Source organism: Zoogloea sp. (assembly GCF_044344315.1).
Lineage (GTDB): Bacteria > Pseudomonadota > Gammaproteobacteria > Burkholderiales > Rhodocyclaceae > Zoogloea.
In genome coordinates, this window is record NZ_JBIJDC010000003.1 from 53,186 (window position 1) to 71,895 (window position 18,710).

General features: G+C 64.2%; 18 protein-coding genes and 1 riboswitch. Of the genes, 6 read left to right on the forward strand and 12 right to left on the reverse strand.

Features of this window, described 5'->3' with window-relative positions:
* Window positions 1-194: 194 nt before the first annotated feature.
* From ACIQ09_RS01355 to ACIQ09_RS01365, 3 genes are all read right to left on the reverse strand, one after another.
* Window positions 195-1,481: a TRAP transporter large permease gene (locus ACIQ09_RS01355; RefSeq protein ID WP_398304948.1), complete on the reverse strand. Its 1,287-nt coding sequence runs from the start codon at window positions 1,479-1,481 to the stop codon at window positions 195-197.
* Window positions 1,478-2,170, reverse strand: coding sequence for a TRAP transporter small permease (locus ACIQ09_RS01360; RefSeq protein ID WP_398305039.1), 693 nt, complete (start codon window positions 2,168-2,170; stop codon window positions 1,478-1,480). The genes ACIQ09_RS01355 and ACIQ09_RS01360 overlap by 4 nt, the downstream gene beginning before the upstream one ends.
* 104 nt (window positions 2,171-2,274) lie before the next feature.
* Complete coding sequence (locus ACIQ09_RS01365; RefSeq protein ID WP_398304951.1) at window positions 2,275-3,279, reverse strand: TRAP transporter substrate-binding protein; 1,005 nt, start codon at window positions 3,277-3,279, stop codon at window positions 2,275-2,277.
* A 173-nt stretch (window positions 3,280-3,452) separates the two neighbouring features.
* Here ACIQ09_RS01365 and ACIQ09_RS01370 point away from each other — a divergent pair, with 173 nt between their 5' ends.
* Entirely contained in the window at window positions 3,453-5,426 is a 1,974-nt protein-coding gene (locus tag ACIQ09_RS01370; RefSeq protein ID WP_398304954.1) for a sensor histidine kinase, read from the forward strand.
* Window positions 5,423-6,028: a response regulator transcription factor gene (locus ACIQ09_RS01375; RefSeq protein ID WP_398304957.1), complete on the forward strand. Its 606-nt coding sequence runs from the start codon at window positions 5,423-5,425 to the stop codon at window positions 6,026-6,028. Before ACIQ09_RS01370 ends, ACIQ09_RS01375 begins: the two co-directional genes overlap by 4 nt.
* Before the next feature lie 3 nt (window positions 6,029-6,031).
* Here ACIQ09_RS01375 and tilS read toward each other — a convergent pair whose 3' ends face one another.
* A complete protein-coding gene (tilS, locus tag ACIQ09_RS01380) occupies window positions 6,032-7,357 on the reverse strand; it encodes a tRNA lysidine(34) synthetase TilS (protein WP_398304960.1) in 1,326 nt (441 codons plus the stop codon).
* Window positions 7,344-8,312, reverse strand: a complete 969-nt coding sequence (locus tag ACIQ09_RS01385) for an acetyl-CoA carboxylase carboxyltransferase subunit alpha (protein WP_398304963.1) — start codon at window positions 8,310-8,312, stop codon at window positions 7,344-7,346. The genes tilS and ACIQ09_RS01385 overlap by 14 nt, the downstream gene beginning before the upstream one ends.
* 170 nt (window positions 8,313-8,482) lie before the next feature.
* Between ACIQ09_RS01385 and murJ the strand changes: the two genes are divergently transcribed.
* Together murJ and ACIQ09_RS01395 are read left to right on the forward strand one after the other, a co-directional pair.
* Complete coding sequence (gene murJ, locus ACIQ09_RS01390; protein WP_398304966.1) at window positions 8,483-10,018, forward strand: murein biosynthesis integral membrane protein MurJ; 1,536 nt, start codon at window positions 8,483-8,485, stop codon at window positions 10,016-10,018.
* Between the two features lie 60 nt (window positions 10,019-10,078).
* Window positions 10,079-10,708 (forward strand): YbhB/YbcL family Raf kinase inhibitor-like protein, encoded by a 630-nt coding sequence (locus tag ACIQ09_RS01395; protein WP_398304969.1) that lies wholly within the window; start codon window positions 10,079-10,081, stop codon window positions 10,706-10,708.
* A gap of 46 nt (window positions 10,709-10,754) precedes the next feature.
* On the opposite strand, the gene ACIQ09_RS01400 is transcribed toward ACIQ09_RS01395, so the two are convergent.
* The 7 genes from ACIQ09_RS01400 to ACIQ09_RS01430 form a co-directional block, all read right to left on the reverse strand.
* The gene (locus ACIQ09_RS01400) at window positions 10,755-11,999 is read right to left on the reverse strand and encodes a 6-phosphofructokinase (protein ID WP_398304972.1); all 1,245 of its coding nucleotides are present in this window, start codon (window positions 11,997-11,999) and stop codon (window positions 10,755-10,757) included.
* Between the two features lie 81 nt (window positions 12,000-12,080).
* Window positions 12,081-12,734: an adenylate kinase gene (gene adk / locus ACIQ09_RS01405; protein WP_398304975.1), complete on the reverse strand. Its 654-nt coding sequence runs from the start codon at window positions 12,732-12,734 to the stop codon at window positions 12,081-12,083.
* Between the two features lie 47 nt (window positions 12,735-12,781).
* Entirely contained in the window at window positions 12,782-13,555 is a 774-nt protein-coding gene (kdsB, locus tag ACIQ09_RS01410) for a 3-deoxy-manno-octulosonate cytidylyltransferase (RefSeq protein ID WP_398304978.1), read from the reverse strand.
* 1 nt (window position 13,556) lies between these two features.
* A complete protein-coding gene (locus ACIQ09_RS01415; protein WP_398304981.1) occupies window positions 13,557-13,745 on the reverse strand; it encodes a Trm112 family protein in 189 nt (62 codons plus the stop codon).
* On the reverse strand, window positions 13,726-14,736 hold the full coding sequence (gene lpxK / locus ACIQ09_RS01420; RefSeq protein WP_398304984.1) for a tetraacyldisaccharide 4'-kinase: 1,011 nt from the start codon (window positions 14,734-14,736) through the stop codon (window positions 13,726-13,728). The genes ACIQ09_RS01415 and lpxK overlap by 20 nt, the downstream gene beginning before the upstream one ends.
* Before the next feature lie 11 nt (window positions 14,737-14,747).
* Window positions 14,748-15,170 carry an ExbD/TolR family protein gene (locus ACIQ09_RS01425; protein ID WP_398304987.1) on the reverse strand — a complete coding sequence of 141 codons (423 nt, stop codon included), beginning with the start codon at window positions 15,168-15,170 and terminating at the stop codon, window positions 14,748-14,750.
* A gap of 9 nt (window positions 15,171-15,179) precedes the next feature.
* Window positions 15,180-15,785: a MotA/TolQ/ExbB proton channel family protein gene (locus ACIQ09_RS01430; RefSeq protein ID WP_398304990.1), complete on the reverse strand. Its 606-nt coding sequence runs from the start codon at window positions 15,783-15,785 to the stop codon at window positions 15,180-15,182.
* 299 nt (window positions 15,786-16,084) lie between these two features.
* Between ACIQ09_RS01430 and xseA the strand changes: the two genes are divergently transcribed.
* Window positions 16,085-17,437, forward strand: a complete 1,353-nt coding sequence (gene xseA / locus ACIQ09_RS01435; protein WP_398304993.1) for an exodeoxyribonuclease VII large subunit — start codon at window positions 16,085-16,087, stop codon at window positions 17,435-17,437.
* Window positions 17,438-17,542: 105 nt separating this feature from the next.
* Window positions 17,543-18,130, forward strand: coding sequence for a superoxide dismutase (locus ACIQ09_RS01440; protein WP_296402715.1), 588 nt, complete (start codon window positions 17,543-17,545; stop codon window positions 18,128-18,130).
* Window positions 18,131-18,332: 202 nt separating this feature from the next.
* A riboswitch (cobalamin riboswitch) is annotated at window positions 18,333-18,585 on the forward strand.
* The last annotated feature ends 125 nt before the right edge of the window (window positions 18,586-18,710 follow it).

The window sequence follows — 18,710 nt, forward strand, 5'->3', positions numbered from 1 at the left end:
ACAACGCACGCGACCGGACGGCCGCGGTAAACACGCTCTTTTATCACAAAGCGCAGGCCCGGCAAAACGCACCCGGACCCTCAAAAACCGAAAGCGCGCCACTCGGGCGCGCTTTCGGACATTCAGCAGGCGGAAATCAGATCATCCGGAGCATGCGCGGGAACCACGCTTCTTGAATAACTGACGTGATGCCATCAGGAGATCATTCCAAGCATGCGCGGGAACCACAGCGACAGGCCCGGCCAGTATGTCACCAGCCCCAGGAACACCAGCATCGACAGCAGCCACGGCCATACTGCCACCGTCAGCTCGGTGATGCCCATCTTGGTAATGCCCGAGGCCACGTACAGGTTGAGCCCCACCGGCGGATGGCACATGCCTACTTCCATGTTCACCACCATGATGATGCCGAAGTGCACCGGGTCGATGCCCAGCTTCATCGCTACCGGGAACAGGATCGGCGCAAAGATCAGCACGATGGACGAGGGCTCCATGAAGTTGCCGGCAAGCAGCAACAGCACGTTGACCGCGAGCAGGAAGGCGACGACACCCAGCCCGTTGCCCAGCATCCACTCGGCCAGAGCCTGCGGGATGTTCTCGTTGGTCATGATGAAGCTGAACAGCACCGCATTGGTGATGATGTAGAGCAGCATCGCCGACATGTTGGCAGAGTTGAGCAGCACCTTCGGCACGTCCTTCAGGGGCATGTCGCGGTACACAAACACGGCCACGAAGAAGGCGTACATGGCGCTCATGGCGGCCGCCTCGGTGGGCGTGAACATGCCGGTGTAGATACCGCCCATCACCACCACGATCAGCAGCAGGCCCCACACGGACTCCTTGAAGGCCTTCACGCGCTCCGCCACCGACGCCTTGGGCTGACGGGGGTAGTTAAACTTGCGCGCCCGGTACCAGGTGACGCCGCCCAGCGTCGCCGCCAGGGCCAGACCCGGCACCACGCCGGCCATGAACAACGCACCGACGGAGGTGTTGGTAGCCACCGAGTACATCACCATGACGATGGACGGCGGGATCAGGATGCCCAGCGCGCCGGCCGTGGTGATGATGCCGGCCCCGAACTTGTTCGGGAAGCCTGCCCTGACCATCGCCGGCAGAAGGATCGAGCCGATCGCCACCACGGTGGCCGGCGAAGAGCCCGACACGGCCGCGAACAGCGCACAGGCCAGCACGCCTGCAAGACCCAGGCCGCCGTACCAGTGCCCGACCATGGAGGTGGCGAAGTTGATCATCCGCTTGGCCACACCGCCGTGAGTCAGGAAGTTACCCGCCAGGATGAAGAACGGGATCGCCATGATCTCGAACTTCTCGATGCCGGTGAATAGCTTGAGGGCCACTGACTCGAGAGGCACCTCCGTCATGGTGAACAGGAAGGAGAGTACGGTGAGGCCGAGGGAGATGGAGATCGGCATCCCCGTCAGCATCAGGGCCAGCAGGATCCCGAAGATGATTGCGGCGTTCATTTGCGGTCTCCTTCACGGTCGCCGAGCGGCTTGTGCTTGAGGTCGTGGATGTGGAGGTTGTCGTCCAGCGAGTAGGGGTTAGCATCCACCGCGGCGACTTCGTCTTCAAGACCATCCACATGACCGTGGTCGTGATGGGGCAACTCGCCCGTCTTGAGGAAGTTCCAGGTCACCTGCAGGAAGCGGAAGCACATCAAACTGGAACCCAGGGGAATCGCGCTGTAGACGATCCAGGTCGGCCATTCCAGGTCGGGCGTGGTGGGGCCCTCGGGCACATCACCGAACTCGGCACCGGTCATGTTCAAGAAGGCGTAGTGGGCGCCGTTCTCCCACACAAAGTGGCCACCAAGGGTTGCCACGATGCCGGTAAACGTTGCGCCGGCGAGCAGACCAAAGATGATGAACTTGCTGCGGTTACTATCGGACAGGCGGTTGATGAGCACATCGACGCCCACGTGGATGCCGGTACGCACGCCATAGGCGGCGCCGAACTTGGCCATCCACACGAACATGATGATGCACAGTTCCTGGGCCCAGCTGAAGTTGAGGGACAGCAGCCAGTCCTGAAGACCGGGAATGCTGAGACCGGCCAGATAGCGGTGTACCACGGACAGAAAAATGATTGCCGTAGCCCCGCCCATCAGGAAGGTGATGATCCACTCTTCCAGGTGATCGAGTAATTTCATGATTTAGCCTCGCAGAGAATTGCGATTGGATGCGCCGGGACGGAGCCCGGGCCTGGCGCCCTCCCTGCATGCGGGAGGGCGCCCTTCGGACGTGAAACGGAGAGTGCTTACAGCTTCGCGGGGTCGAAGCCGGTTTCCTTGTAGATGGACTGGATCAGATCCTTGCCGATACGGCCTTCCATCTTCTGATGGACCGGGACCATCGCCTTCTTGAAGGCCAGCTTCTCTTCCTTGGTCGGCACATAGACCTGGGTCTTGCCGCTCTTCTTGATGCCTTCAAGAGACTTGTCGTTCTCTTCCTGGGCAATCTTGTTGGCGTAAACGGTGGATTCCTTCATGGCCGTTTCCAGCTGGCCGCGAATGTCGGCAGGCAGGCCGTCCCAGAACTTCTTGTTGGCGATGACCGCGTAGCCGAGGTACCCGTGGTCGGTCACGGTCAGGTGCTTCTGAACCTCATGCATCTTCTGGGTGAACATGTTGGAGTGGGGGTTCTCGGTGCCATCCACCACGCCGGTCTGCAGCGCCTGGTAAACCTCGGAGAAGGCCATCACCTGCGGCAGGCCACCCACCGTACGGATCTCCTCTTCCAGCACCTTGGACGACTGGATGCGCAGCTTCTTGCCCTTCAGGTCAGCCGGGGTGCGGATCGGAGTATTGGCGGAGAAGGACTTGAAGCCATTGTCCCAGTAGGCCAGACCAACGATGCCCTTGGGCTCCAGCTTCTTCAGGATGCCGGCTCCGATGGGGCCCTGGGTGACACGATGGAGTTCGCTGGCGTCATCGAAGATGTAGGGCAGATCGAAGACTTCGAATTCCTTCACGCCCAGGGGGCCAAACTTCGCCAGGGACGGGGCCAGCATCTGCACGGCACCCAGCTGGAGGGCTTCCAGTTCTTCCTTGTCCTTGTAAAGTGCACTATTGGCGTAGACCTCAACCTTCACCTTTCCCTTGGTCAGCTCCTCAGCACGCTTCTTGAAGAACTCGGAGGCCTTGCCCTTGGGTGTATCCACCGCCACCACGTGGCTGAACTTGATCACGATCGGGGCCTGGGCAGACGCCGAGGCACAGAAACCCAGGGCAGCGAGGCTGAACATTACAGTGCGCAGTTTCATTTTTTGTCTCCGTAATTGGAACTTGTACTTGATAAGGGCTGCCGAGGCGACAGCAGGCTGCCCGTGCACTATCGACAAGCCCGGGATCCGCATCAATTGTGGTCATCCGCAGTGTGGAAAGTTCTGATGGTCCTCCCGGCCCGCTCCGGCGATAACGTAATTCCAGCCCATCCGTGATTCTCAATCCCTTGCCACCTGCACCTTCTTCCCCGCCCCCAAGCTGGTACTGGAGCCTGCCTTACGCTGCCGTCGCCCTGTTTGTGGCCACCATGGCGGCCCTGCTGTGGCTGACCCACCGGCAGGATACCGAGGAGCAGCGCGCCACCCTGATCAATGATGTGCTGTGGATGGAGCAGAACCTCGGCTTCCAGTTTGATCGCAACAACAGCCATCTCACCCAGCTGGGCCCCGAACTGCTCAAGGGCGGCACGCTCTCGTCCACCACCCAGGCCCGGCTACGCCAGGCGCTCGACCCGGAAAGCGGCTTGATCCGCATTCTCTGGCTGCACACGAACGGTGAGGTGCGCGGCGCCCAGCCTCCTTATACCGACAGCCATCTGGTGGGCGAGGCCGGCGGCACCTTTCCCTCCAGCTCTGCGCATCGACTATCCCGCTCCATGGGCCGGCCGGTCTATAGCGATGCCTACGCGGTCATCGAAAACCAGACCCAGTTCGAGGTGCACGTGCCGATCTTCGACGGCGGGCGCTACCTGGGTTCGGTGGTCGGTGTGTATTCCCTCAACAACATGATCTCCCGCCAAGTGCCCTGGTGGTTCTCGGAGCGCTACCGGGTGTCGGTGGCCAACAACCTGGGCGTCGAGATCGCCGCCAAGTCGCGGGTCTCCCCCCTTTCCAGCCTCGCCTACGAGATCCCCTTCGAGCCACCCGGCCACGGCCTCAGCCTCAATGTCACCGCCTACAAGAGCGAAGTGCGCTGGATCCCCCTGCTCCTCATGGGCTCCCTCGGCGTGCTGGCTGCCGCCATCGTCTGGAGCCTGTGGCAACTGCGCCGTCACATGCAGCGCCGTCAGGCTGCAGAACAGGCCCTGCGCGCCGAACACGCTTTCCGCAAGGCCATGGAGGACTCCCTCAACACCGGCATGCGAGCGCGTGATCTCAAGGGACGCATCACCTACGTCAACCCGGCCTTCTGTCGCATGGTCGGCTGGAGCGCCGAAGAGCTGGTTGGCCTGCTCCCGCCCATGCCCTACTGGGCGCCGGAAGCCCTGGAACGCACCCTGGCCGTCCACGAAATGGTCCTGGGGGGCAACGCGCCTCCCCAGGGCATCGAGATCCGCCTGATGCGCCGCAGCGGCGAGCGCTTTGACGCCCTGCTCATCGAAGCGCCGCTGATCGACTCGGAAGGCCGGCACATCGGCTGGATGGGCTCCATGGTGGACGTCACCGAGCAGAAGCACGCCCAGGAACTCTACCGCCAGCAGCAGGAGCGCCTGCAGGCCACCGCCCGGCTGGTCACCATGGGGGAAATGGCCTCCACCCTGGCCCATGAGCTCAACCAGCCCCTGGCCGCCATCTCCAGCTACAACACCGGCTGCATCAACATGATCGGCAAGGGGGACATGTCCCCCGGCGAGCTCAGTGGCATCCTCGAAAAGATCGGCAAGCAGGCCCAGCGAGCCGGTCAGATCATCCGGCGGGTCCACGCCTTTGTCAGGCGCAGCGAACCCAAGTGCGAACCCGTCGATCTCAACGCCATCCTGCGCGAGGCCGTCGGACTGGTGGAGCCGGATGCCCAGCGGCGCGGTGTGAGCATTCACCAGGATCTGGCCGAAGACCTGCCGACGGTCGCCGCCGATCCGGTGATGATCGAACAGGTCGCCGTCAACCTGATCCGCAATGGCATGGATGCCATGGCCGATGCCCCCCGGGCCCAACGCAATCTGCACCTTGGCACCCGCCTGCAGGACGGCATGCTGATTCTCAGTGTCGCGGACCGGGGCAAGGGCATTCCCCCCGAGGTAGCAGAAAAGCTCTTTGCCCCGTTCTTCACCACCAAGGAGGAAGGCATGGGCATGGGGCTCAACATCTGCCGCTCCATCGCCGAACTGCACCGGGGCCGCCTGAGCTTCGAGGACAACCCTGGCGGTGGTACGATTTTCAACTTCTCGCTTCCCGTCCAGCCATGACCACTCCCCTCGCCCACATCGTCGACGACGACGAAGCCATTCGCGACGCCCTGACCTGGCTGCTGCGGACTCGCAATGTCGCCGCCCGTACGTGGTCCTCGGCTGAGGAGTTCCTCGCCGGCTGGCAACCGGACTTCAACGGCTGCATCGTGCTGGACATCCGGATGCGCGAGATGAGCGGGTTGGAGTGCTTCGACGCCCTGCTCGAACGACACAACCCCATGCCCGTGATCTTCCTGACAGGCCACGGCGATGTACCCATGGCGGTCAGCACCCTCAAGAAGGGCGCATTCGACTTCCTCGAAAAGCCCTTTGACGACAATGCCCTGGTGGACGTGGTGATCCGAGCCATGGAAAGCGATGCGCGCCGCCTGGCCAGCCAGCAAACCCAGGCCACCGTAAGCGGCCGCCTGGCCCAGCTGACCCCCCGGGAGCAGGAGGTGATGCACCTGGTCCTGGCGGGCAAGTTCAATAAGGTCATCGCCGACGAGCTGAACATCTCCATGCGCACAGTGGAGGTGCACCGCTCCCGCGTCTTCGAAAAAATGGGGGTACGTTCAGCCGTGGAACTGGCTCAGTTACTGGCCCCAGGGCGCGACTGAAACTCAGTCGGTTGCAGACCAGCCGGGCACCACCCCCGGCTCGCCCGACGGACAGAGGAATTCTGCCGCAATGCCAACCCCGGCCACCCAGGCCAGGCGTCCATCCACCCACAACATGGGCAGCAAGGGGCGATACCAGGCCGGGACGGCCGCCTCCTGCAATAGGTTCTTCAGGCTCCGGCCCGGGCCATCGGGCCTCAGGCGCAGGCGCTCGCCGCCCATCCGCCCCCGCACTTCACAGCAGGCTCCCATCACGGCCGCGGCCAGAAGCCCCTGCCCCACCGCCGGGTCGAAACGCACGAGGCCGCGGGCCCAAGGCAGCACGGGCATGCGCCCATCCCACGGCACTGCAGCAGGGATCGAAGGCAGGTCTGCCAGCTCGATCCACCAGTCATCGCGATAGACGCAAAGGGCGTGCGTTCCAAGCACAAGGCGCCATCCGGCTGCGACGGTGTCGAGACGCAACTGCCGCTCCGCCTCGCACAGGCGATCTTCATCGGGCATCAGGGCCCCCGCCCGGTCGAGGGCGCGGCGCAGGGCATTGCGCAGGCGAGGGGGAGTAAGGCTGACCGCCGCCGCACGGCTGAAACGACGGGCTTCCGTGCTGCCCATGGACGCAAGATCCAGGTCGGCCAGCTCGTCGAGAAGAGCGGCCGCCTCGGCACATAGCCGCCCGGTACGGGCCAGCCCGGCAGAGGCACCCACCTGGCGCGCCTCGATACGGGGCAGCACCTCCAGGCGCAGGAAATTGCGTGAAAAACGCAGGTCCTGGTTGCTCGGATCCTCGACCCAAACCAGAGCGTGCTCCTCGGCATAGGCCTTTAGATCGCGGCGCGGCACATCCAGCAAGGGCCGCCAGATGGCCCGCCGGGCATCCAGCACGCGCATGCCCCCGGCCCCCCGCACCCCCGCACCCCGGAGGGCGCGAAACAGCACGGTCTCGGCCTGATCGTCCCGATGGTGGGCCAGAACCAGCAGCGCTCCGTCGGCATCCTCCTGCAATGCGGCGTGGCGGGCCTCCCGCGCCGCCGCTTCAATCCCGCCCGGATGGTCACGCCTGACCACAACCTCCCGCACAAGCAGCGGAACGCCCAGCCCGTCACAGAGCTGTCGACACGGCGCCGCCCACGCCGCCGACCCGGAAATCAGGCCGTGGTTGATATGGACAGCGCTGAGCTCAAAGCCAAGCTGCTCGCGCAGGGCGGCGAGAACATGCAGGAGGACGGTGGAATCAAGACCGCCGCTCAGACCGACCCTGAGCCGGGCCGGCACGGCAGGAAGCTGCCGCCATTGACTGGCGACAGCGGAGACGAGATCAATCGACGGCAATTTCCTTGAACTTGCCGTAACTCATCAAACGCTCGAAACGCCGCTCAAGCAGCTGGGAGGGGGACAGCTCGGAAACCTGGCGCAAGGAATCCTGAAGCGCACGCTTGAGGCTCTGGGCCATGGCCCGGTGATCCCGGTGGGCACCGCCTACCGGCTCACTCACCACCTTGTCGATCAGGCCCAGGGACTTGAGACGGGACGCGGTGATGCCCATGGTTTCCGCCGCATCGGAGGCCCGCTCGGCACTCTTCCACAGGATGGACGCGCAGCCCTCCGGGGAGATCACCGAGTAGGTGGAGTACTGAAGCATCAGCAACTGGTCACCCACGGCGATCGCCAGCGCTCCGCCAGACCCACCTTCGCCGATGATGGTGCAGATCAGCGGCACCTTCAGCTCGGCCATCACGAACAGATTGTGGCCAATGGCCTCCGACTGGCCGCGCTCTTCAGCGTCGATGCCCGGATAGGCGCCCGGCGTATCGACAAAGGTGAACACCGGCAGGTTGAACTTCTCGGCCAGCTTCATCAGGCGCATGGCCTTGCGGTAGCCCTCCGGCCGGGGCATGCCGAAATTGCGATGGATCTTCTCTTTGGTGTCACGCCCCTTCTGGTGCCCGATGATCATGCACGACTGCCCGTTGAAGCGGGCCAGACCACCTACGATGGCCTTGTCGTCGGCAAAGCTGCGATCCCCGTGGAGCTCTTCGAAGTCGGTGAAGATGTGCTGTGCGTAATCGAGGGTGTAAGGGCGCTGGGGGTGACGCGCCACCAGGGCACATTGCCACGGCGTCAGCTTGCTGTAGATGTCCTTGGTCAGGCCGTAGTTCTTCTGCTCCAGGCGGCCGATCTCCTCGGAGATATCCACCGCCGAATCATCCTGCACAAAGCGTAGTTCTTCGATCTTTGCCTCGAGTTCCGCAATAGGCTGTTCAAAATCTAGGAACGTGGTTTTCATCAGGTCGAGCTCACAAAAATTTTTTCCATTTTACCCCATCACCCCCCGTGACGGGCGCCGCGGCCATGCCAAACGCGGCCGAACGCCGAAAATCGCATTGCTGCAGGGCGCCATAAGCCGCTAACATCAAGCCCCTTTGCCCTCGCAACACCCCCGATTCCATGGCCTCGATGAACCTCCTCCGCGCCCTTGCCACGGTCAGCGGCATGACCCTGCTTTCGCGCATCCTGGGGTTCGTGCGTGACTTCGTGCAGGCCCGCGCCTTTGGCGCCGGCATCGAGATGGACGCCTTCGTGGTGGCCTTCCGGCTGCCCAACCTGCTACGCCGCATGTTCGCCGAGGGGGCATTCTCCCAGGCCTTTGTCCCCATCCTCGCCGAATACAAGAACAAGCGCGGCGAAGAGGAAACCCACCGCCTCGTCAATCATGTAGCCAGTGCCCTCGGGCTGGTGGTGCTGATCGTGTCCATCCTCGGTGCCCTGGCAGCACCGGCCATCATCTACGCCACGGCCCCCGGCTTTTCTGCCGATGCCAGGAAGTTCGCGCTGACCGTCGAATTGACCCGCATCACCTTCCCCTACATCTTCTTCATGGCGCTGGTGGCCCTCGCCGGCGGCGTGCTCAACACCTGGAGCCGCTTCGCCATCCCGGCCTTCACGCCGGTGCTGCTCAACCTGAGCTTCATCGGCATGGCCCTGTTCGCGGCGCCCTACTTCGATCCGCCCATCCTTGTCCTGGGCTGGGCCGTGTTCATCGGCGGACTGGCCCAGGTGCTGCTGCAACTGCGCCCCCTGGCCAAGATCGGCATGCTGCCGCGCTTCTCACTCAACTTCTCCGACCCCGGCGTGCGGCGCATCCTCAAGCTCATGGGCCCGGCCATACTGGGCGTCTCGGTGAGCCAGATCTCCCTGCTCATCAATACCGTTTTCGCCTCCTTCCTGCCCAGTGGCAGCGTGTCCTGGCTGTATTACGCCGACCGCCTGATGGAATTTCCGGCCGGCATGCTGGGCGTAGCGCTGGGCACCATCCTGCTGCCCAGCCTCTCCAAGATGCATGCCGACGAGCAGCCCGCAGAATTCTCGGCGCTACTGGATTGGGGCCTGCGCCTGACCCTGATGCTGACCCTACCCGCCTCCCTAGGCCTGGCCCTGCTCGCAGTGCCATTGATCAGCACCCTGTTTCACCATGGCGCCTTCGGAGCCAACGACGTCCTGCAAACCCGCAGCGCCCTGATTGCCTATAGCATCGGCCTGACCGGCCTGATCCTGGTGAAGGTGCTGGCGCCGGCCTTCTACTCCCGCCAGGACGTTCGCACCCCGGTGCGCATCGGCATCTTCTCGCTGATCATCACCCAGCTGATGAACCTGGTCTTCATCGGCCCCTTCCAGCACGCCGGTCTGGCCCTGTCCATCGGCCTGGCCTCTTGCGTCAATGCCGGCCTGCTCTACCATGGCCTGCGCAAACGTCAGGTCTACCAGCCCCAGCCCGGCTGGGGGCGCTTTGCCGGGAAGCTGCTGGTAGCACTGGTGGTACTGGGGTTCAGCGTGCATTTCACAGCCGGCAATGACAGCCTGTGGCTGAGCGCATCCGGCATCGAACGTGTGATCCGCCTGTGCGCCCTGGTGCTGGGCGGCATCGGCGTGTACTTCGCTGTGCTTTTTGCCCTCGGTTTCCGGGTCAGGGACTTCCGCCGGCGCAGCGCATGAGCGGCAACGCGCCGGTCAAACTTGGCTAAAATCCCCCCACTTATAGGGGAGACCACAACAATGCAAGTGACCAGTCAGAGCTTTGCCGACGGCGCCGTGATTCCCGGCACCTTCACCTTCTGCATTCCTGCCGCCGAAGGGCACGTCTGCCTCGGCAGCAACCGCAATCCGCAACTCAGCTGGAGCGGAGCCCCGGCCGGCACCCGCAGCTTTGCCGTGATCTGTCATGACCCCGACGTGCCCAGCCGTGGAGACGACGTGAATCAGGAAGGCCGCCAGGTTCCCGCCGAACTGCCGCGGGTGGACTTTTTCCACTGGGTATTGATCGACCTGCCCGAAACGACCACCGCCATCGCCGAGGGCGAGTATTCCAGTGAAGTGACTCCGAACGGCAAGCCCGGCCCCGATCTGCCGGACGGCAGCCGGCACGGCCTCAACGATTACACCGGCTGGTTTGCCGGTGACGCGCAGATGAAAGGGAATTACTTCGGCTACGACGGCCCCTGCCCGCCATGGAACGATTCGATCCGCCACCGCTACGTCTTTACGGTGTACGCGCTCGATGTGCCCACGCTGTCCGTGGTCGGCGCCTTCGACGGTCAGCAGGTGCGCAATGCCATGGTCGGTCACATCCTGGCCAAGGCCAGCCTCACCGTCACCTACAGTCTCAACCCGGCCGTTCCAGCCTGACATCCCTCCCCCGCGCCAGCGTGCGGGAGCGCCTCTTCCTTCAGGGCTAGTAGTCCGGCAGCCTCCGCTCCAGCAGCGGAAGCTGCAGGTGAAGGTAATCCGGCAGACCATCGACGAAGCGCGGGAGATCCTCGCCCGCAATCAGCGGACGGCACCAGTTGCGAAAATCGTCAGTCACGCCCAGGCCATCCGGTGCAATGAAGTCGGGCGGCAGCACGCGCTCAAGGTTGGCCACCCTCTCGAAGGCCTGCTGGGTGGTCCGCCAGCGATAGGGCCGTCCGGACAGGCGCTTGATCCCGATGACCCCATCGCTGCCCGCCACCGCGCGGCGAACGGCGGCCTTGCCTACCGCAAAAGCCTGGGCGGTATCTGTCTTCGAAGCCAGATGACGCGCGGCACGTTGCAGATAATCGGCCACCGCGTAATGCACCTTGTAGCCCAGCGCCGAATGGATGCAGTCGGCGATGGCCTCACCTGCGCCCCCCAACTGAACGTAACCTTTGGGATGCTGTGACTGCATGGACAGAATCTGCCCGTCGGGCCCGCGCAAGCCTTCGGCCACGACAATGGCGCAAGACCCGAGCCGCTCCACGGTCTCTCTCACGCGGGCCAGAAACGGCGCTTCTTCAAAGGGCACCTCGGGCAACAGAATGAGATGGGGCGCACAATCGGGGCTATCGGCCGCCAGTGCACAGGCCGCCGCCAGCCAGCCAGCATTGCGCCCCATGACCTCCAGCACGAAGGCCCGTCCGCCCGTGGTGGTCATGGCACGCAGATCCAGCCCCACCTCCCGGATCGAGGTGGCCAGGTATTTTGCGGCCGAACCGAAACCCGGGCAGCAATCGGTATGCACGATGTCGTTGTCGATGGTCTTGGGCACACCTACCACCGTCAGGGGGTAGCCGCGGGCCTGGGCCGCGGCCTGGATCTGCCGGCAGGTCTCCATCGAGCCATTGCCGCCGTTGTAGAGGAAGAAGCCGATCTCATGGGCCGCCAGCACGTCGAAAAGGCGGTCGTACTGGGCCGGGTTGGCTGCCTCCGGATCCAGGTCGAAGCGACACGAACCGAATGCGCCACCCGGCGTACATCGCAGGCGCGCCAGATCGTCTGCAGAGATGGCCGCCGTATCCACCAGCGTCTCGCGCAGCACCCCGAGAATGCCGTTGCGCGCCGCCAGCACCCGGCCAATGCGCTCGTCAGCCTCCCGGGCAGTGGCAATCACCCCGGCAGCCGAGGCATTGATCACTGCCGTCACACCGCCCGACTGGGCATACAGAAGATTCCTGGCCATCGCTAGATCACCCCGCAACAGGACACCTGAAAAAACAAGGGCCGACCCATGGGCCGGCCCTCGAGACCTGGCGGTCGAAGCTTACTTGAGTGCTTCGAAAGCCCGCTCGCGAATCTCGTCAACCTTGCCGAGGCCCGCGATCTTGCGATATTTCGGTGCGTTCGCATCACCGTTCGCAGCCCAATCGGAATAGTAGGCCACCAGCGGCTTGGTCTGGGAATGATAGACGTCGAGGCGCTTCTTGACCGTCTCCTCCTTGTCGTCGTCACGCTGGATCAGCGCTTCGCCGGTTTCGTCGTCCTTGCCTTCCACCTTAGGCGGATTGAACTTGACGTGGTAGGTGCGGCCGGAAGCCACATGCACGCGGCGACCCGACATGCGGCCGATGATTTCCTCGTCGGGCACGTCGATCTCAAGCACGAAATCGATGGCCACGCCGGCCACTTTCATGGCTTCGGCCTGGGGAATGGTACGGGGGAAGCCATCGAACATGTAGCCGGACTGGCAGTCGGCTTCCTTCAGACGATCCTTGACCAGGCCAATGATGATGTCGTCGGAAACAAGGCCGCCAGCATCCATGACCTTCTTGGCCTCGATGCCCAGGGGGGTGCCGGCCTTGACGGCTGCACGCAGCATGTCGCCCGTGGAGATCTGGGGAATACCGAACTTTTCCTTGATGTAATTGGCTTGGGTGCCTTTGCCGGCGCCCGGCGGTCCCAACAGAATCAGACGCATGTCTTTCCCTCCTCTGGTTATTGTCAATGCGACATGGGATTGCGAAACTATCGCGAAACTTCCGCTAGGTCAAACGCCCGGCGGACACGTTCCAGATCTTCTGCGGTATCCACTCCGGCCGGAGGTGCGTGATCGAGCACCATCACCCGGATGGGGAAACCATGGGCCATGGCCCGAAGTTGTTCGAGGGCTTCCCACTGCTCCAGCGGTGACGCCGCGAGACTGGAGTAGCGCTTGAGAAAGCCGGCCCGGTAAGCGTAGAGGCCGATGTGGCGGTAGGCGGGCAACCCGGCAGGCAGCAGGCTCCGGTCAGCGGCGAAGGCGTCCCGCGCCCAGGGAATCGGCGCCCGGGAAAAGTAAAGAGCACGCCCCCGCGCATCAAGCACCAGCTTCACCACGTTCGGGTTGAAGAACTCCTCGGCGGAGACAAGGGGATGGCAGGCGGTGGCAATGGCTGCCTCGCTGTCCTCCGCCAGGGCCGCCGCCGCATCACCGATCAGGGCGGGCGGAATCAGCGGCTCATCGCCCTGCACATTCACCACCACGGTATCGTCGGACCAGCCCAGTCGCGTTGCCACCTCGGCCAGGCGGTCAGTGCCAGACGGATGCTCGGCGCCGGTCAGGATCACCTGCCCCCCCGCGGCCTCGACCACCTCGGCAATGCCCTGGTGATCGGTAGCCACCCACACTTCCTCCGCCCCGGCTTCGCGAGCCCGGTCGAGGACGCGCAGGATCATGGGCCTGCCGAGAATGTCCAACAGCGGTTTGCCGGGTAGGCGCGTCGACGCGTGGCGCGCCGGAATGACGATCTTGAAGCTCATCTCAGCGGGCCTGGGCCAGCTCTTCCTCGGTCAGCGGGCGGGCTTCGTCCTCCAGCATCACGGGGATGCCGTCGCGGATCGGATAGGCCAGCCGGGCACTGACGCTCCACAGCTCCTGCCTGTCCTTGCGGAAGTCGAGCGGCCCCTTGGTAATCGGGCAAACCAGGATTTCAAGCAGTCGGGGATCCATCGAGCTTCTCCACAATCAGTTCTGCCGCGCCGGGCGCCACCTGCGCCCGGACCGGCCACACCCAGCTGTCGGCCGGGGCGAAAGGCCAGCATTTTACCGCATCCTTCTCGGTCATCAGCAGGACATCGCCGTCATTGATGGCCACATCGGCCGCGGTGTAAGTGTGATGGTCAGGAAACGGGCGCCGTTCAAGCGCCAGACCCATGGCCTCAAGCTGCCCGAAAAAGCGCTCTGGCCGGCCTATGCCCGCCATGGCACACACGCGACGCCCCCGAAAACGGGCCGGCTCGCAGCGCTCAAGGCGGTTCGCCACCCGCTCGAAGGCATCACCCGTCAGGGAAAAATCGAACACAGGGACGCCGCCCAGCTTCCTCTTCAAGCCGGGTGAGAAGGCTCCGTGCGCCATCACCAGGGTGCTGCCGGCAATTCGCCCGACACCTTCCCGCAGCGGGCCGGCCGGCAGACGCAGGCCGTTGCCAAGCGTCGCCTCGTCCACCACCACCAGCTCCACATCCCGGGCCAGCCGATAGTGCTGCAGGCCGTCGTCGGTGATGATCACATCCACTGCCGGATGGGCCGCCAGCAGCGCCCGTCCGGCGGCCGGCCGATCGCGCCCGACAAAGACCGGACACCCGGACACCGCCGCCATCAGCACCGGTTCGTCCCCAAAGCGGGATGGGTCACCGCCCGGCTCAACCTCGGCGACCCCGACCACGCGCCCGCCATAGCCCCGACTGATGATGCCCGGCGTGTAGCCGCGCGCCTTCAACTCCGCCGCCAGCCACAGGGCAACCGGCGTCTTGCCGCTGCCACCCACGGCGATGTTGCCGACCACGATGACGGGCACCGGCAAGCGCTCGACGCGCAGCACACCGGCTCGGTAGAGCCAGCGCCGCGCACCGGATAACAGGGCAAATAGCAGGGAAAGGGGAAGCAGGGCGAGGGCTGGCACGCCCCGGTGCCGCCAGAATTCCGGGGCGCTGCGTGGCATGCCCGACAGCGTCAGCGCTGGGCCGCCTGGGTGGCGAAGGAGATATGCACCAGACCAGCCTGCTGGGCGGCCTGCATCACATCGATGACACGCTGGTGAGCGGCCTTGGCGTCGGCGTTGATGATGACCACCGGATCCTTGGCGTCGGGCGGCACCACGGCCTGCATGGCCGCAACAATCGCCTGCAGGCCCGTACCATTCACCGGGCGCTTGTTGATGACCACATCACCCGCCGCGGTGACGGCCACGTTGATCTCGACGGTCTTCTCGTTACTGGCCTGGGCATCGGCCGTCGGCAGATTGATCTCCAGTCCGGCGAAGCGCGAATACGTGGTGGTCAGCATCAGGAAGATGATGATCACCAACAGCACATCGATCAGCGGGATCAGGTTGATCTCCGGCTCCTCGCGGGAGCGGCCACGACCAAAGTTCATGTCAGGTCCTCAGCGGCGCTCACCGTGGATCATCTCGACCAGGCGGATGGCCTGCTGTTCCATGTCGATGATGAGGCTGTCCACCGTCGCACGGAAATGACGCCAGAAGATCATGCTCGGAATGGCAATGACCAGACCGAAACCGGTGTTGTAGAGGGCGATGGAGATACCCTGGGCCAGTTGCTGGGGGTTGGAACCACCCGGCGCCTGGGAGCCGAAGATCTCGATCATGCCGACGATGGTGCCGAACAGCCCCATAAGCGGGCTGATCGAGGCAATGGTGCCGAGGGTGGTCAGGAAGCGTTCCAGATCGTGGGTCACGGCACGGCCGGTTTCCTCGATGGATTCCTTCATCACCTCCCGCGTGCTGCGCACGTTGCGCAGGCCGGCAGCAAAAACCCGGCCGAGGGGGGAGCTGAGGGCAACCCGGTTGATCATCTCGGGGGTGGCGCCGCCCTGACGCAATTCGACGACGACCTTTTCGAGGAGCCCGTCCGGCAGGATCTTGCTGCGGCGCAGGGTGATGAGCCGCTCGATGATCAGGGCCACGGCCACGATGGAAGCAAACAACAAGGGCCAGATTGGCCAGCCTGCAGCCTGGATGATGGCGAACACTCGAGCACTCCTGGGAATCCAATCAAGCTCGTGAATGTAACCCGGTATACAGCCCATAGGCAACAGAGTTGCATCCTGAGACAATCCACAAAATCTGTGGATAACTTTGTGGATTGATGCCCGGCGATGTCTCTAAACCCGCAGTCCGTAAGGCTTTTTAGTCCTCGGGTCAAAAATTGAGCAACAACAACATTCGTTTAAAATCAATTACTTACGTATTTTTCAGCAAGTCAAGCCCGATCGGGCCATTTTTTTCGGCAGATCCGGGGCAGATGTGGATTCCGGTAGAATCCACAGCCATGAATCCCCCTTCTTCAATGCTCAGGAGCGGCGCTGCCGACGTCGTTTCCGTGTCCTGGCTTAACCGCGCGGCCCGGGAAGCACTGGAGGGCAGCTTTCCCCTGATGTGGATCGCCGGCGAAGTCTCCACCCTCACCCGCGCGGCCTCGGGGCACCTGTATTTCACCCTCAAGGACGACCAGGCCCAGGTGCGCTGCACCATGTGGCGCAACCGCGCCCAGTCCCTGTCCTTCCGGCTGGAGCACGGGATGCAGGTGGAGGTGCGCGCCCTGGTCACCCTGTTCGAGCCGCGCGGGGATTACCAGCTCAGTGTCGAAGCCGTTCGCCAGGCGGGTGTCGGCAATCTGTATGAGGCCTTCCTGCGCCTCAAGGCCCGGCTCGAGGCGGAAGGCCTGTTCGATCCGGCCCGCAAACGCCCCCTGCCCCGCTTTCCCCGCGGCATCGCGGTGGTCACCTCACCCCAGGCGGCAGCCTGGCGGGACGTCACCGCGGCCCTGGCCCGGCGGGCGCCCCAGGTGCCGGTCAGCCTGTACCCGACGCCGGTGCAGGGCGACACCGCGCCAGCCCTGATTGCCGCCGCCATCCAGCGCGCCGGTGCCCGGGCCGCCACGGATGGCAACGACGTGCTGCTGCTGGTGCGAGGTGGCGGCAGCCTCGAAGACCTGGCCGCCTTCAACGACGAGCGGGTGGCCCGGGCAATCCGTGCCTGTCCGCTGCCGGTGATCGTCGGCGTGGGCCACGAGACCGACTTCAGCATTGCCGACTTCAGCGCCGACCTGCGCGCCGCCACCCCCACGGCCGCCGCTGAGCTGGCCAGTGCGGCCTACGTCGAGCTGCGCGAAAACCTCGAACAGCTGGCCGCCCGCCTGCGGCGGAGCATGGAGCGCCGTATCGACGCCGCCGCCCAGCGTCTCGACCGGGCGGCAGCGCGGCTCACCCACCCACGCCAGCGCCTGGAGCGCAGCCAGCTGCGCCTCACCATCCTCGATCAGGGTCTGCGCGCCAGCATGGCCCGCCACCTGGCCAGCCGCCAGGCCTGCGTCGCCGGTCTGGGCCTGCGCCTCAAGGCCCGGCGCCCGGACCCTACCCAGAAGCGCGCGCACCTGGATGCCCTGGGCCAGCGCCTGCAGCGCGCCACCCACGGCCTGCTGGCACGCCACCAGGCGAGGCTGGACGCCCTGCAGCAGCATCTCGCACATCTCGACCCGCGCGCGGTGCTGGCCCGCGGCTACAGCATCACCCGCCACGCAGACGGCAGCATCGTGCGCAGCGCCACCAACCTGACGGCGGGTTCAAGCATCCGCATCGAGATGAGCGATGGCTCGGTCGGGGCCACAGTGAACAAGGATTGAAGGGACTGACGCCTTACGCGTGCCCCAATATCCTTACTGATTGTGCAGGAAACCCAATCCCGACTAGAATAGTCGGGCAATTTCCAAACCCCCGGAGAAAATCACATGGCTCACACCCTGCCCGAACTGCCCTACGCCAAGAACGCCCTGGCCCCGCATCTTTCCGAAGAAACCTTCGACTACCACTACGCGAAGCATCACAACGCCTACGTGGTCAACCTGAACAACCTGATCCCCGGCACCGAGTACGAGAACCTCTCCATCGAAGAGACTTTCCTCAAGGCCCCGGCTGGCGGCATCTACAACAACGCCGCCCAGGTGTGGAACCACACCTTCTTCTGGAGCTGCATGAAGCCGAATGGCGGCGGTGCTCCCACCGGTGCCCTGGCTGACGCCATCAACGCCAAGTGGGGCTCCTTCGACGAGTTCAAGAAGGCCTTCCAGGCCTCCGCTGTGGGCAACTTCGGCTCCGGCTGGACCTGGCTGGTGAAGAAGGCCGACGGCACCGTCGACATCGCCAACACCGGCGCTGCCGGCAACCCGCTGAAGACCGGCGAAGGCAAGCCCCTGCTGACCATCGATGTGTGGGAACACGCCTACTACATCGACTACCGCAACATGCGTCCGAAGTTCGTGGAAACCTTCCTGGCCAGCCTGGCCAACTGGGATTTCGCCTCCGCCAACTTCGCCTGAAGCCGGCCGCCCCGGCCCGGTCATCCGGGCTGAGGCCATGCAAACAAGGGAGCCTTCATGGCTCCCTTGTTTGCATTGGAAGACAGAACAATCCGACGTACGACCTAGCCCCTTCCACGCCTTCCGTGTGGTCTCGGGGCCCGCCAGCCCGCAGCTTTCCCAGTTTCCCCGCGCATATCCTCCGGTCTGCATCTATGGCTATAATCCGCGCCGAGCTTCAGGTGCCCGGGGAATTCCACCCCGGGTGAAACGGGAACGAGGTGCGCGCCCCCTTCAGGGCGCAAATCCCCGGCTGCCCCCGCAACGGTAAGCAAGTACGGAAACATCTGGGTGGTCTCGAACCACCAGTCACTGGGCCGCAACGTGGTGTCCGCCCGGACATGTGCGATCGGCCTGGGAAGGCGATGCTTCAAATCTTGCAAGCCCGGAGACCGGCCTGTCGCCAGTTCGCCGTCACGCCCTGCGTGATGGCGCTTGACCATGGACTGTCTGCGGGGTTGCGGATGGCGACAGGTACGGCATGGCCCGCGCACGGGTCATGCCGGAATCGTTCATGTCGACCAGAGAGCGTGCAGGCAGT